Below are 14,602 nucleotides of genomic sequence, written 5' to 3'. Positions count from 1 at the left end.
ACTCGACCTGCCATGGCGAAGCCAATTCCTCCGTCGATCCCTTTCGACGTGGCGCGATGCCGCCGGTCGTGCCAGGGACATCCTTCCCTCCCGAGTAGCAGGTGCGAAATTTTTCAAATTCGTATTCCGACGTAAAAGGACGGCGTGAATTGCCGTGGGTCTGGCTTGGACTGCGGGATTTCAGCGGTTGCATAATAAATCGGCTTGATTGTGCATTGCGGAAATTTTCAGGTTTACATCAACTTGATCGATGATCCACGCGCCGAATCCGAATGTCTAGATAAATGAATAAGTGAATTAACGTGGCGATTAAAACGCTGACACGATTGTGTGATTTCAAGAAATTATCAATCCGATTGCTGAGCGTATTTCGATTGGGAATGTTTTGTGACATCGGCTTTACAAATCCGATGCATCATCCGGCTGGACGGCAGTCTGGCGGCGTGTGAGCCCCGATGCGCCGCGTGCAACGAGATTTTCGACCTCCTGGATTTTTCCCTCGAAATCTGTCGAAAATGTAAGGGGATTACAAACCGAAATCGTGGACTGATTATTCCAGTTGCTGTGCGTGACTTTATTTGGCAGGATTTTCATCTGGTTGCTTGGTTCAAAAACAACAAAGCGGTCGACAATTCAATTAGCCGAAATGACACGCTTCCGGAAGAGCAACGGTTTGACAGACGGATGACAAAAACAGGTGGCGAGGCGGCGAACAGGCGACATTGTTCGCAATTGGTGAATCAATCGCTTGCCCGGCAGTGTCGATGCGTCACTGCATCGATCCGGGCGAATCCGACGCGGGGCGGTCATGGCGATACTCAAGAACGGTTCTTCCGGAGAAGCGTGCCTGCTTCGCGTTTATCACGTGTTCGGTCGCGATGCCGCGCGCTGCGACACGGTCATCCGGGATGCGTCGGTGTCCCGCGTCCACGCCCATATCCGCTGGAGCGGCGGGCAGTGGGAACTCCACGATCACAGCAGCAACGGCACGTTGGTTTCGGGCGTTCCGTTGCGCGACGGCGAGCATGCGGTGTTGCAACCCGGCGACGTGATCCGGTTCGGCCGGGCCGGTCTCGCACCCTGGCACGTCGATGCGCTCGACGATCCGGCCGATACGCTGTGGCCGATACGAGGCGCGGCGCCGCCGATCGTGCTCGCGCCGAGCCAGATCCTGCCGGCTCGCGCCGCACGGCCGGTCACGATCGTCCGGTCGGCGGCCGGCGAATGGCTGTGCGACGACGCGCTTCCGCCTCGCACGCTCCACGACGGCGACGAAGTGTCGACCGGCGACTTCACGTGGCGCGTGGCGCTCGTGAGCAGAGGCTCGACGATGATGCTTGCCGTGCCGGCCGATCCGGTCGCGCCGGCGCAACTGCTCGAATTCTTCGTCAGCCGTAACGAAGAGCACGTGCGCATGCTGCTGCACGTTCGCGGCGGCGTGGTCGACCTCGGCGAGCGGGCCCATCACTACAGCCTCGTCACGCTCGCGCGCGCACGCTCGGCCGACATGCAGGCCGGTTACGATGCCGCCTCGCAGGGCTGGATCGACCTCGAGCGGCTGGCGCACATGCTCGGCATCGATCCATCCCATGTCAACGTGCAGATCCACCGCGCCCGGAGCCAGTTCGCGGCGCTGCCGGGGCTCGACGCGAGCCTGCTCGTCGAGCGCCGGCGCGGCAGCGTCCGCTTCGGCGATTGGCCGTTCCGCGTGATGCGCGGCGAGCATCTCGAATGCCAGTCGGTGCCGGGCGTCGAGCTGCGGATCGGCGCGCATCGTCCGGCGCCGGGCCAGGTCGTCCATTACTCGTGAACGCGGACGAGCCGGCCGTGATGCCGACCGTGTCCCGCGCCCCCGTCGTGCCGGGAATGCCTGAATCGTGGCAGCCCGCCGCGCCTTTCGCGGCGCTTGCCGGCAAGTGGCATTACCGGCTCGGCGCGCTGCTCGGCGAAGGCGGCAACGGCGTGGTGTTTCGCGCGACCTGCGGCGAAACGGGGCAAGCGGTCGCGATCAAGCTGATGCGCGACGACGCCGGGCGGACCGCGGCGGAGCGCGCGCGCCAGCGTGCGCGCTTTCGGCGCGAGACGAGCCTGTGCGAAGCGCTGCGGCACCCGAACATCGTGGCGCTGCTGGACCAGGGGGAAGCGCCGGACGGGCGGCTGTTCGCGGTATTCGAGCTGGTGCAGGGCCGGACCCTGCGCGACCGGCTCGCGGCGGAAGGGCCGCTGTCGGCGGTCGATACGGGGCGGCTGATGACGGAGGTGCTCGACGCGCTCGCGGCCGCGCATCGGTGCGGCATCGTGCATCGGGATCTGAAGCCGCAGAACATCGTGATCGCAATGGCCGATGACGGCCCGCACGCGAAGCTCCTCGATTTCGGCATCGGCGCGCTGTTGCCCGGCACGCAAGACATCGCGCGCCAGACCGCGACGCTGGAGACCGAGGTGCTCGGCTCCCCGTCGTATTGCGCGCCGGAGCAATTGCGCAACGAGTCGCCCACGCCGCGCAGCGACCTGTATGCGTGGGGCCTGGTCGTGATCGAATGCCTGACGGGCGACGTCGTGATGCACGGCGCAAGCGTGGCCGACATTCTCTATCAGCAGCTCAGTCCGGTGGATGTCGCGCTCCCGCCTTCGATCGCGTCGCATCCGCTCGGTTCGGTATTGCGGCGCGCGCTGAACAAGAATCCGGAGCAACGCGCCGCGTCGGCCGACGAACTCGCGGCGCAGTTCCGCGCGCTCAACTTCGCGGCGCTCGTCGGCCGGTTCGAGGCCAGCCGGGCAAGCGCGCGGGTGCATCAGCACCCGTTCGCACCGCGCAGCGAGACGATCGAAGCGGCCGACGAGTACCGGCAGGTCACCACGCTGTGCTGCTGCGTGACGATCGCCGGGGAGGGCAGGCAACGCCATGCCGGGCCCGATCACGGCGATTTGCTCGACGGTTACGAGGAGCAATGGCTGACGAAGTGCGCCGACATCGCCGTCGGCTATGGCGCGCACGCCGGCGGACGGCTCGGCGACACGCTGTTGTTCCACTTCGGCTTGCAGGGCGACATCGACCGGCCCGAGCGCCGCGCGGCGCGCGCGGCGCTCGACATGGTACGGGTGGCCGAGCGCGCGCGGCTGCCGGTGCCGATGACTGCCGGCGGCATCGGCGGCGGCGAAGGCTGGCGCGTCGAAGTGGCCGCCGCGATTCACGTCGGGCAGGTGCTCGCGCACGCGTCGCACATGTCGGGCGTCTCGACGCCCGCCGCGGCGTCGCGATTGCTGAGGCTGGCCGGCCCCGGACAGATCCTGATCAGCGACGATGCGCGGCTCGCGCTCGAACGGCATGCGGACCATCGGCCGACCTCGATGCGGTTGACGCGCGCCGGCCTCGTGCCGCAGCCGGTTCACGAATTGCTCGGCGAACGGCGCGCCGATACGCCGTTCGATGCGCTCGACAGCGGCATGCGGGCGCCGATGGTCGGCCGCGCGCGCGAACTCGACGCGCTGTTGCGCGCATGGCAAGAGACGCTCGCACGGTATCGCCGCGCGATGCGAGGCGAGCCGGCACAGCACGGCGTGCCGCGGCTGGTCGTCGGCGACGCCGGCATCGGCAAGTCGCGCCTCGTGCACGAGCTGTGCGAGGCCGTGCGGGGCCAGGGCCACGCGTTCGCCCATTGCGGGTGCCTGCCCGAGCGCGAGAATCATGCGCTGTTTCCGATCCTGAGGTTTATCGGCGCGCACTGGCAATTCGATGCCGACAGCCAGGCCGGCGGCGCGCTCGCGGCGATCGACGCGATGATCGCGCCGCTCGAATGCGATCATGCGGCGGCCCGCGCCGCGCTCGCGACCTGGCTGGGGGTGCCCTGCGATGTTCAGGGGTTCCTGTGGTCGAGCGCGCGCGAACAGCACGCGCTGTTCGACGTCCTCGAGCAGCTGATCGTGTCGCTCGGCAACGGCGCGCCGGTGTTGCTCGTCATCGAGGACGTCCAGTGGCTCGACCGCTCGACCGAGGATTTTCTCGCGCACCTGCAGCGTTCGCCGCGCGCCGCGGCGCTCGCCGTCGTGTTCACGTCGCGCCCCGCCAGGCTGGAGCGCTGGCGCGGCGCGACCGAACGCCTGGTGCTGCGCCGCCTGCCGCGCGACGACGCGCAGCGCCTGATGTCCGCGCATCTCGGGCGAGGCGCGTTCGATCCGGCCTGGCTCGACCAGCTGGCCCACCGCACGGCGGGTATCCCGCTGTTCATCGAGGCCGTCGCCCGCGAGCTGACGGCGAGCGGCGCCGACGGCTCGCTCGCAGGGCTGCGGGCAGCGGATCCTTATCCGCTTCCGCTCAGCCTGGGCGGCATGCTCGGGCTCGCGTTCGACCGGATCGACGACGCGCGCGACACCGCGCAGCTCGCCGCGACCATCGGTCTCGAGGTGGATGCGCAACTGCTGGCCGACGCATCGCCACATGATCGGGCCACGCTCGACGCGCACCTGCGGCTGCTGCTCGAAGAGCGGATCGTGTATGCGCAGCACCGGCGCGATCGGGTGTTCTATGCATTCCGCCACGCGTTGATTCGCGATGCGGCCTATGAATCGATGCCGCCCGCGGTGCGGCGGGGCAACCATGCGCGGGTCGGCCGCGCGCTGATCGCGGAAGCCGATCGCGGCGCCGGTGCGCACACGTTCGGTGTCGCCGGGCACTTCTCGCGTGCGGGGGCCCTGACCGACGCAATCGCCCACGGCATCGACGCGTCGCGTCGCGCGCTCGCATGCTCGCGGTACGACGATGCGATCCGCTATGGGCAGTGCGTGTTCGACTGGCTCGGCAATGCCGACTACGCGCAACGCGAACATGACAGCGCGCGCATCCGTGCGACGTTGACGCACGCGACGATGGCGCGGTTCGGCTGGGCGGATCCGCAGGTGCGCGAGCATGCGGAGCAGCTGTTGCGGCAAATGCAGACGCTAGACGACCCGGAGCTCGAGATCAGCGCGCTATGGACCTTGTCGACCTACTACCACGTCGCGGGCGATCGTCCCACCGTGCGCGGGATCGGCGTGCGGCTCGATGCGCTCGCGAGCGAGCGCGGCGATGCCGGGGTTCAGGTCGCGGCGGACGCGATGCGCGGCATGAGCCTGTGGGTCGACGGCCACTACGCGCGTGCCCGCGCCGCGTTCGACGCGGTGCTGGCAGGTTACGACGTGCGGCGCGACGCGGACCACCGGCGCATCCTCGGGCTCGATACGCGCGCGTGGACGATGGCGGCGCTGGCCAGCGTGCGCTGGTGCATGGACGACGATCCACAGGCCGCGCTCGCGTTGGCGCGCGACGCGGTGTATAGCGCGACCTGCCTCGACCATTTGCCGACGCTCGGCGTCACGATGATGTACCTCGCGCGCACATACCAGCTCGCGGGCGATCGCGATGCGGCGCTCGCACTGTCGGAAGCGATCCTGCGCCTGTCGGAGGTCCACCGGTTGCGCGCGGTCGGGCACTACGCGGCGATCATTCGCGCGTGGGCGCAAGGGGATCGTGCGGGTGTCGTCGCGCATCTCGATGCGCAGCGGCAGTCGGGCGGATTGCTCGGGCTGACCTATTACGCGTCGCTGCTTGCCGAGCTGGATGCCGCGCACGGCGATTACGGCGCCGCGCTCGCCCGGATCGAACAATGCCTCGCATCGTGCGAGTCGACCGGGGAGCGCTATTACGAAGCGCAACTGCTGCTGAAGAAGTGCGAGTACTTGCGCCTGGCCGATCCGCGATGCGGCGGCGTGGCCGCGCTGGACGCGTGCCGGCGCGCAGTCGAAATTGCAACAACGGCGGGCATGGGCCGCATCGCCCGGTTCGCCGGAGCGCTGTTGCAGTCGTTGCCGTAAGTGGTTCCATTCGTCAATCAGGAGAACAGAGAGATGAGCAAGGATCTTCGATTACCGACGTACGAACAGTTTCTCGAATACCGCGCCACCGTCATCCGGGCGATCGCGCTGGCGTGGCATTCGCCGGCGTTTCTCGATGAACTCGAGGCCGATCCGATCAAGGCGCTGCGCGAGCATTTCGACTATCACTTCCCGTTCCGGCTCGACCTGAAGGTGCAGCCCAAATCGTCGGTGTGGACGCCGACCGTCAACGGCGACTGGACGGCCGGCCGCAGAAACAAGCTCACGCTGTACCTGCCGCCCGCGCCGGCGGACGAAGCGCAATTCGCGCAGGCGCTGGCCGCCTACAACGCGAACCACATCACCATCATGGAATGACCTCGGGGAAACCGACATGGCAAACAACAACGCCAATCCGACGCTCGAATCGATGCTGGAGTTCCAGAAGGTCTACCTGCGCGCCATCGCGCTCTCATGGCGGGACCCGGCATTCAAGGGCGAGCTGCTGGAGAAGCCGCTGGAGACGCTCGCGAAATACTTCGGTTACCAGTGTCCGTGGATCGTCGACATCGAGGTCGTCAAGACGCCCGGCGGTCATGGCTGGACGAACCACGGCAACGGCAGCGGGAGCTGGAACCTGCCGCGCAACGTGATGACGGTCGGCATACCGGAGCAGCCCGCGATCCTGGACGAGGAGGCCGTTGCACTCGCGGCCTACTGCGACGCCGGGCCGAGCTACCTGTTCACCTGCTGCTGACGCGGCGCGGCTGCGCCGTGTGCCGTCGCGCGGCCCCGAGGCAGGCGCCCCGGGGTCGCGCGACGTTCGTTTACCCGTCGCATGGAACCCCACGATGCTCGATGACTTTTCGCGCGTGTTGCGCTTCAAACCGCATTTGCTCGTGCTCGATGCGGGGCCCGAGACCCTGTTCGTCGTCGACGAATTCAAGCGCGTGATGCTGTCCGGCGCGATCTTCGTGCAAATCGCGGCCTGCTTGCGGGCGCGGATGACGATCGCCGAGATCGTGACGTCGCTCGCCGGTGCGTTCGGCGAATGGGACGTGCTCGCGCGTCTCGATCAACTGGTGCGTCGCGGGTACGTGCGCGCCGATGCGCCGCACGACGACGATGCGGCACGCGGCTTCTTCGAGCGCGCCGGGCTCGACGGCGACGCGGCCTGCACGCACGTCGCGCAATTGCGCGTCGCGGTCGAGCGGTTTGGCGCCGACGATACGGCGCTCAGGCGCGCGCTCGACATGGCCGGCATCGACGTCGTGACGGATGCCGGGCTGACCGTCGCGATTGCCGATACGCACGACCGCGACGATCTCGCCGCGTGTGCCGCCCGCGTTGCGGCGCGCGGCGGGGCGTTGCTCATCGTGGCGGCCGGCGGCGTGCAGACGCTGATCGGGCCGTTGCTGGCGGGGAGCGGCGCGCTTGCCGATGCGCCGTGCATCGAATGCGTGCGCTACTGGATTCGCATCAACCGGCCGGTCGAAGCGCTGCTCGCGCGCCGTCATGGCAACGACGCGACGCGTCTGCCCCAGGCCGCGTCGCGTGCCGCGGCGGCTGCCGCGGCGGCGCTCGTGGCGGCGACGGTCGAGCAGATTGCCGTCAATCCCGCGGCATTGGAACGGGCGCAGACCCATCTCGTGGCGCAGCGCATCGACACGCTGGCCGCCGAGCGGCACCGCGTGCTGCGGCGCCCGCAATGCCCGTGCTGCGGCAATCCCGCGTGGATGCGCGAACAGGCGGCGCGGGCGCCGCGCCTGACCGATGATGCGCCGCTGGCGCGCGCCGACGGCGGCTACCGCACCGCCGATCCGCAACAGGTGTTCGCGCGCCATGCCCACCTGATATCGCCGGTCAGCGGCGCGATCGCGTATCTGCATCCGATGCCGAAGCGGCACGCGGGCCTGCGCAAGGTCTACGCATCGGGCTTTCTCGTGTGCCCGGCTGCGGTGCCGGGCAGTAACCGGTTCGACCGGATCTGCTCCGGCAAGGGCCGTACCGACGAGCAGGCCCGTGCGAGCGCGCTATGCGAGGCGCTCGAGCGATTCAGCAGCGTGTATCAAGGCGACGAGGCGACGCTGACGGGAAGCATGGAAAGCCTGCTCGCCGATTCGGCGTGCGACGCCGCCCCGATCCACGTGAACGACCTTCAGCAGTTCAGCGACCGGCAATTCGACACGCGCGAGGCGATCAACGCGCTGACCCGCGATGTGCGCAAGCAGGTGCCGCCGCGCTTTACGGCGCGCGACGTCATCGACTGGACGCCGGCCTGGTCGCTCGTGACCGGCCGGCGCCATCTCGTGCCGCTGAGCTACTGCTATGCGGAAACGCCCGACAGTGCGCAGGCGCCGGCCGCCTGCGTGCACAACCCCAACGGCTGCGCGGCGGGATCGAGCGTCGATGAGGCGATCCTGCAGGGCATGCTCGAATTGATCGAGCGCGATGCGGTCGCGATCTGGTGGTACAACCGGATTCCGCGCCCGGGCATCGAACTCGCGAGTTTCGAGGATCCGTATTTCGATGCGCTCGTGCGTGAGTACGCGACGTTCGGATGGCGTTTGTGGGCACTCGACATCACCGCCGATCTCGGCGTGCCGACCGTGGCCGCGCTGGCGGAAAACCCGCAGGACGGGCGCTTCTCGATCGGCTTCGGCTGCCATCCGGACGGCCATATCGCGGTGCAGCGGGCGCTGACCGAAGTGAACCAGTTGCTCGATGTCGCGGCGGATGCCCCGCACCCGTGGGATCGCGACAAGCTTTCGGATACCGGATTCCTGTATCCGGCGACGGATGGGCGTTGCACGGCGCGCTCGACGTGGCAGCCGATCGACGCCGCGTCGTTGCCGGCGGCGATCGCGGATGGCGTCCGACGCATCGCGGCGGCCGGCATGGATGTGCTCGTCGTCGACAAGACGCGGCCCGACATCGGTTTGTCCGTGGTGCAGGTGATCGCGCCGGGGCTGTGCCATTTCTGGCCGCGTTTCGGCGCGCCACGGCTCTATTCGGTTCCCGTTCGGCTGGGCTGGCGCGGGCAGCCGTGCCGCGAGCCGGAGTTGAACGAGGCGCTGCTGTTTCTTTGACGCGCCGATCGCCGCAGGCTGGCGGCCCGGTACGGCATCGACCGCGGTCGTACGGCGGCGCTCGGCCCGCTTGCCCGAGTGCCGCCGCACGGTGCCGCGTCAATGCCGGCCTGTGCCGCGACGATCGACCGGCGTCACGCCAGCGCCTGGGCGGGAAGGCGCTTCGCGACGGCCTCGTCGGACTTCAGCGACGCGGCCAGATGCAGTGCGGTCGTCGTCATGCCGCCCAGGCCGACGATGACGAGCAACGCGAGGAGCGAGATGCCCTCGGTCGAGGCGACCACCGCCTTGACGCCCAGGAAGCGGAACACCTGGCTGGTGATCGTGTCGACGAATAGTTCCGCCGCCTCGAAGCCGTCCAGTTTCTCGCCGCTCTTCACGGCCCACACGATCCCCAGGGCCAGCCGCGCGCAGCCCCACAGGTTGACGGTGACCTGATCCACTTCCGCGGGGATCTTGTATTTCTTGCCGGCGATCTTGAGCGCCCCGGCCCGTCCATAGCCCACGACGGTGTTCAACAGCCACAGCAGGTTGTTGAGCCCCTTGGCGTCGTTGCACGAAAAACCGCCCGCATCGCTCGCGATCATCCACGGCACGCTGAAAAACGCGGAGCCGAAGCCCATGAACAGCGAGCCGGTGCCGATTGCCTCGACCTCGACCTCTTCGGTTTGCAACGCGATCTCGATGGTGTCGAGAATGGTCGCGGCAAAGATGCAGACCGACGCCGACACGCCGAAGAAGATCGAGATGGCGGATTTCTGCTCGGCGCTGACCATCAGCGACACGTCGGACTTCGGCGCGATCCCGCTCTGCTCGGCCAGCCACTGCGCGGTGAACGACGACTTGAAGCGGGTCACGCTCGCGGCGTCGGGGAACGGCGCTTCATGTTTCACCAGCTTGTACAGCAACGTGCCGGGAATCGCGACGATAGTCGAGAACAGGTCGCACACCTTGAAGCTCAGCGACGAGCCGGTGATCAGCTTGTAAAGCTGCGACACGAACGGGATTTCCCATTCCGAGTTGAACAGCGCCTTGATCGCGCCGATCACGTCGCCGACCAGGTCGAGAATCGTCAGGACCAGCCCCTTGGCTGCGCTCAGCGCAAACTGGGTGACGGCTTCCATCACCTTGACGGTGCCGGCGAACAGCAGGTCGAGCACGCGATCGGGGGTGCGGCCGATTTGCTCGAAGTACGTGGCGGCGTCGTGGAACGCGTTCTTGCCCTGACCGAACTCGAAGTTGTCGGCGACGTCCTTCAGCTTCTTGCACAGGTCCTGGAGCGGGTCGGCGGCGAGAGCCAGCGCATCGCCACGCGCCAGCACGCGGGTCGATTTGTAGTTGTCCGAAAACGCGTTGAGCAGCACGTTGTGGCTGGTCGACTCGTCGATGCGCGGGTCGGGGCGATCGACGTCGTCCGCGTACTGGCCGATCGCGAGCTTCGGATCCAGTTGCGCGAGGAACGTGTTGACGGCCTTGTCGATCTCCGTCTGCAGGTGATCGAAGCCGGCCGCCACCTGGCCTTTCACGGCATCGACCGCCAGGAGCAGATAGTCGAAGGTCGCGTCGAACGTATGGCGGGTCGCCTCCGCCGACCGCTTGATGTCGCCCCATGCGAAGAAGAAGGCCAGCCACTCGTACAGTTCCTTGAAGAACACCTTGATCTTGTTCCAGATGCCCTCGACGATGTCGAACGCCTGCTGGAAGAGCTTGATGGTCTTGTCGATCAGGTACGTCACGCCGTCGATGAGGAAATTGAAGACGACCTTGATCTCGTTCACGAGGCGCGTGACCGGATCGACGATGGTCGTCACGACGAATTCCTTCAGGCCGTCGACGATGCGGCCGACGCCGTTCTTGATCGCGTTCCAGATATCGCCCCAGTCGATGCCGAGGAAGCCGGCGTTCGCCAGGGTTGCATCGCCGGACGACGCCAGTGCGCGGGAACGCAGCAGGTACGCGCCGGCCTGGTCCGCGGTCAGGTCGTCGTAGTGCACGCCGGTATCGGTGAACGACACCCGCCAGTGCTGCGCGGGGACGTCCTCCGGCACGAGCGCGAACGGATCGGCGGTGCCGCGCACCGTATGCCGCAGCCCGACGACGGAGCGGTTGGCGCCGAGGTAACGCCGGCTCCGGGCCGCCGCGTTCGCCGGCATGCCGAACGACATCGACTGCCGCATGATCTTCGCCATGTTCTCGGCGTTGTCGCGGGTCCGGAATTCCCCGGTCAGCAGGTAGGCGCCGGAGGCGGTCTTCGCGTTCCAGACGGCATCGGTGTCGACCGCATGCATCTTCTCCTGCAATGCGCCGTTCGGCTCCACGGTGACGCCTTCGCCCGGCTGCATGTACTGGGTGCGGACGTGGTAGCTCGGGCTCGCGAGGCTGTTGGTGAAGCGCTCGATCACCACCTTGCCGCCGCCGCCCGACAGCACCGGGATCGTGTAGTCGGGGCTGGCCTGGTAGTACAGGCCGTTGATGCGCAGCGGCACCATCGACGCGGCATCGATCTGGACCTGCGCATTGACGGCCAGCTGACCGGCGTCGTCCAGCACCGTGATTTCCGTTGCATGGGTCGGCACCGACGTCATCTCGCCCGAGCCCTGCAGGCGGATTTCCTCGTTGGTCCATTGTGTCGTCTTCGGATCCTGCCAGAAGCGATACAGCTTGCTGTCCGACGACACGGAATACGCTTCCGAGTAGCCGGCGGCATTGCGGCCGACGGTGAATTTCGTGTTGGGCACCGGGTTGCCGAGTTCGAACAGGCTCGACCAGCTCACCTTGTTGAGCCCGCTGCTGATCTGCCGCGTATGGTAGAGCCGCTGATCCTTGCCGATCGCGAAGATCTCGAGCAATCCGCCGGCGTTGATGACCGCCCGCAGCGACGTCACCGGGGCCGCGTTGCTGACCAGCGCCCAGTCGTCGAACTGGATGCCGGACGTGCTGTACTTCTTCTCGCGCTTTTGCCAGATGCCGAAGTCGGTATCGACGATGAAGATGTTCAGGCGCTTCTCCTGATCGGACACGACGGCGAGGTCGATCGCCTTCTTGTAGCCGAGCGTCGTGAAGTAGGAGAACCGGAAGTCGCTCTGCGCGAACAGCACGGCGTTGTCCGGGCCGATGGCGAACAGCGACTGCTGCACCGGATCGTTCGCGCACATCGCGATGCGCTTGACGGTGGCGTTCTCCGTGCTGTCCTGGCTCTTGCGGATCGGCACCCAGTCGGTCGACCCCCAGGTGCCGTCCTTCCTCAGGTAGCTGCTGCCGACTTCGTCGTTGTCGAGCACGACGTTGACGTAGACGTTGCCGAAATTGCGGGTCGACAGCATCTGCTTGAGCGGGCGTTTGGCGCCGGCGGGTTGGCAGTCGGCCTGCGCGTAGCGGCCGTCCTTCCATTGGCTGAGCGTCAGCTTGCCGTTGGTGCCGATGCCCAGGAGGTTGGGGTTGTCGTAATCGTCGCTGCGCGCGAGGCAGGGGCTGACCTGGCTGGCGGCGACGCCCAGGTCGGCTTCGGCCCAGCCGGTGTCCGACTGGTTGTCCGCGCGGATCCGGTAGACCTTTTGCGCGGTACCGGACGAATAGATATCGAGGCGTCCGGCGGAATTGAGGAACGTCGAGATGTCGCTCGCGCCGGTGACCGGGCGGACGATCTCGTAGCTTTCCATCAGACGGGTGCTGACCTGCAGGCCCGATTTCGGATCGGGTGCGTTGCCGTAGAGCGAAGCGGACAGGGACGGCGGGACGGTATGAACGCCAGGCATGGAATCTCTCCAGTTGAAGGGGGGGGCGGTGACGGCTAGGGCGTGTCGCGCGTGAGCGTGCGCGCCGTTTGCAACAGGGGCGCGGTCCAGAGCCAGCGCCGGTCGGTGGACGAGAAGACGGTGGCGTGCGCGCCGGCATGGGGGGCGAGCATGCCGGCCAGCTGCGCGGCGGCGGGTGCGAAACCGGCCACGCCGCGCCGTGCGCCGCGGCGCAGCGCATGCACCAGTTCCCACAGGTCGGGGTAGAAGGCGGTCAGCCGTGCGCGATGCGCGGGGTTCTCCGCGACGAACGCGATGGCGTCGAGCACGGTGTCGCGCGCCGCGCGGCAGGCTGCGTGGCTGGCGCAGCCAAGCGAGGTCAGCGCCGTCGCGACGTTCGCGTTCACGCACGCATCCACCGGATTGGGCGCCGCACGGCGGTCGAGCCAGGTCCGGCATGCCCCCTGCGCAACCCAGGGATCGACGGACTCCGGACGGTAGTGCAGCCGCCACGGATGCAGCGCGCGGTCCAGCGCGTCGACGGCCTGGGTCGCGCTGCGTCGCCCGAACCGGGCGAGCAGCATCAGCGCGAGCGCGGTGTCGTCGGCGTCCGCGGGCAGATCGACGCCCAGCCAGGACGGCATGCGGTCGGGCGGGTAGAAATGAAACGCGCCCGCGCAGGTCAGCGATGCGCAGTGCTCGAGGAAGTCGAGGCCGCGGGCGATGGCGCGATCGGCCGTGCCGGCCGGCAGGCGCGCCAGCTCGTCGAGGACCAGGGCCGTGACGAACGCATTCTCGTCCGCGTAATGGCGGTCGCCGACGGTCACGCTCGACGGGAACGCGCCGCTCGGCCGTTGCGCGGCGATGAGCGCGTCGAACGATGCGCCGGCGACGCGGGCGGGCAGCGTGGCGCTCATGACAGCGTCTCGGGCTGGTCCGGCGTCAGTCCGATGGCCACGGTCGCGGGCTGGTCCGACGCCACGACGATGCCGAACATCCCGTGCCGTGTCACGAAACCGCTCGCGTCGGCCAGCGGTTCGCTCAGCGCGCGATAGAAGTGCGTGTTCCATCCGCGGGCGGCGGCGACACGGAGCACCGTTTCGCGGATGCGTCCGTCGCCGCCGAACAGGTCGTTGGCGACCGCGTACAGCGTGAACGTCGACGTGCCGTCCGGGCCGGCGCCGATGCTGACGCCGAAGTCGGCCGCCGGCAGCGTGGCCTCGATGGCGCTGCAGCAGGCATCCTGCAGCAGACCGAGGACTTCGTCGGCGCGGTGCGCGAGTCGCGCCGACGCCATCAGCAGCGGCACGTCCGCGCGGAACAGCCGGCGCGTGCGGAGGTAGAGCTCGGCCCGCCGGCCCGCGGGTTGCCAGCCGGCCATGACGGGCCACGCGCCGCGCCGGACGATGCCGGACAGGTCGCCGAGATGGCGGGTGGCCCAGGCCAGCGCGTGCTCGGCGCCGCGCTCGGGTACTTCCGCATAGAGCTTGAAGCGGGGCTTGCCGTCGCCGTGCCGGCCGCCGATCCACGCGCCGTACGCGAGCGCCGCGTTGCCCTGGAAGGACGCGATCGCCGCGAGATCCGCCGGTTCGATCGATTCGTCCGATAGCGCGGCGATGGCCGCGGCCGCGCGGCTCAACCGGCGTGCAGGCGGAATGTCGGGGCCGGCGGGCTCGACGGTGTAGCGCAGTTCCGGGCGGCCGAACGCGATGGAGATTTCCACCGGAAAGCCGCTGCGTCCCAGCTTGCTGTCGTTCCAGGCGGCGGGTTCCGCCGGCGAACGGTCGCGCAGCAGGTGGCGCAGCGCGGCGTCCGGCGCGGGCGCTGCGACCTGGCGTGGCGGCGTCCCGTACGAGGACGCCAGCGCCAGCGCGCGCTGCACTGCAGGGTGGAGTTCGGCCATGGGCGTGGTGGGCGTTCGTGCGTGAA

General features: G+C 67.9%; 9 protein-coding genes. 5 read left to right on the top strand and 4 right to left on the bottom strand.

Annotated features, from left to right (window positions below):
- Positions 1-399 precede the first annotated feature (399 nt).
- Positions 400-594, bottom strand: coding sequence for a hypothetical protein (locus ACN8ZM_RS24935; RefSeq protein WP_420211047.1), 195 nt, complete (start codon positions 592-594; stop codon positions 400-402).
- A 214-nt stretch (positions 595-808) separates the two neighbouring features.
- Between ACN8ZM_RS24935 and ACN8ZM_RS24930 the strand changes: the two genes are divergently transcribed.
- The 5 genes from ACN8ZM_RS24930 (at position 809) to ACN8ZM_RS24910 (ending at position 8,939) form a co-directional block, all read left to right on the top strand.
- A complete protein-coding gene (locus ACN8ZM_RS24930) occupies positions 809-1,810 on the top strand; it encodes an FHA domain-containing protein (RefSeq protein WP_420211046.1) in 1,002 nt (333 codons plus the stop codon).
- Complete coding sequence (locus ACN8ZM_RS24925; RefSeq protein WP_420211045.1) at positions 1,807-5,850, top strand: TOMM system kinase/cyclase fusion protein; 4,044 nt, start codon at positions 1,807-1,809, stop codon at positions 5,848-5,850. Before ACN8ZM_RS24930 ends, ACN8ZM_RS24925 begins: the two co-directional genes overlap by 4 nt.
- Positions 5,851-5,883: 33 nt before the next feature.
- Positions 5,884-6,228: a BMA_0021/BMA_0022 family TOMM bacteriocin gene (locus ACN8ZM_RS24920; RefSeq protein WP_043179516.1), complete on the top strand. Its 345-nt coding sequence runs from the start codon at positions 5,884-5,886 to the stop codon at positions 6,226-6,228.
- A gap of 16 nt (positions 6,229-6,244) precedes the next feature.
- Entirely contained in the window at positions 6,245-6,607 is a 363-nt protein-coding gene (locus ACN8ZM_RS24915) for a BMA_0021/BMA_0022 family TOMM bacteriocin (protein WP_301768122.1), read from the top strand.
- Positions 6,608-6,701: 94 nt separating this feature from the next.
- Positions 6,702-8,939, top strand: coding sequence for a TOMM precursor leader peptide-binding protein (locus ACN8ZM_RS24910; protein ID WP_420211044.1), 2,238 nt, complete (start codon positions 6,702-6,704; stop codon positions 8,937-8,939).
- A 134-nt stretch (positions 8,940-9,073) separates the two neighbouring features.
- On the opposite strand, the gene ACN8ZM_RS24905 is transcribed toward ACN8ZM_RS24910, so the two are convergent.
- The 3 genes from ACN8ZM_RS24905 to ACN8ZM_RS24895 are packed head-to-tail and all read right to left on the bottom strand — an operon-like array spanning position 9,074 to position 14,576.
- A complete protein-coding gene (locus tag ACN8ZM_RS24905; protein ID WP_420211043.1) occupies positions 9,074-12,694 on the bottom strand; it encodes a hypothetical protein in 3,621 nt (1,206 codons plus the stop codon).
- A gap of 35 nt (positions 12,695-12,729) precedes the next feature.
- Positions 12,730-13,590, bottom strand: coding sequence for a hypothetical protein (locus ACN8ZM_RS24900; RefSeq protein ID WP_420211042.1), 861 nt, complete (start codon positions 13,588-13,590; stop codon positions 12,730-12,732).
- Positions 13,587-14,576: a hypothetical protein gene (locus ACN8ZM_RS24895; protein ID WP_420211040.1), complete on the bottom strand. Its 990-nt coding sequence runs from the start codon at positions 14,574-14,576 to the stop codon at positions 13,587-13,589. Before ACN8ZM_RS24895 ends, ACN8ZM_RS24900 begins: the two co-directional genes overlap by 4 nt.
- Between the last annotated feature and the right edge of the window lie 26 nt (positions 14,577-14,602).

Origin of the sequence: Burkholderia aenigmatica (assembly GCF_048627025.1) — a bacterium.
GTDB classification, from domain to species: Bacteria; Pseudomonadota; Gammaproteobacteria; order Burkholderiales; family Burkholderiaceae; genus Burkholderia; species Burkholderia aenigmatica.
This window is presented reverse-complemented; position numbering and strand designations above follow the sequence as displayed.

Coding starts and splice junctions, on each gene's coding strand:
- ACN8ZM_RS24905 (WP_420211043.1), bottom strand. CDS start 12,694: ATGCCTGGCGTTCATACCGTCCCGCCGTCCCTGTCCGCTTCGCTCTAC.
- ACN8ZM_RS24935 (WP_420211047.1), bottom strand. CDS start 594: ATGAAAATCCTGCCAAATAAAGTCACGCACAGCAACTGGAATAATCAG.
- ACN8ZM_RS24915 (WP_301768122.1), top strand. CDS start 6,245: ATGGCAAACAACAACGCCAATCCGACGCTCGAATCGATGCTGGAGTTC.
- ACN8ZM_RS24920 (WP_043179516.1), top strand. CDS start 5,884: ATGAGCAAGGATCTTCGATTACCGACGTACGAACAGTTTCTCGAATAC.
- ACN8ZM_RS24895 (WP_420211040.1), bottom strand. CDS start 14,576: ATGGCCGAACTCCACCCTGCAGTGCAGCGCGCGCTGGCGCTGGCGTCC.
- ACN8ZM_RS24900 (WP_420211042.1), bottom strand. CDS start 13,590: ATGAGCGCCACGCTGCCCGCCCGCGTCGCCGGCGCATCGTTCGACGCG.
- ACN8ZM_RS24930 (WP_420211046.1), top strand. CDS start 809: ATGGCGATACTCAAGAACGGTTCTTCCGGAGAAGCGTGCCTGCTTCGC.
- ACN8ZM_RS24910 (WP_420211044.1), top strand. CDS start 6,702: ATGCTCGATGACTTTTCGCGCGTGTTGCGCTTCAAACCGCATTTGCTC.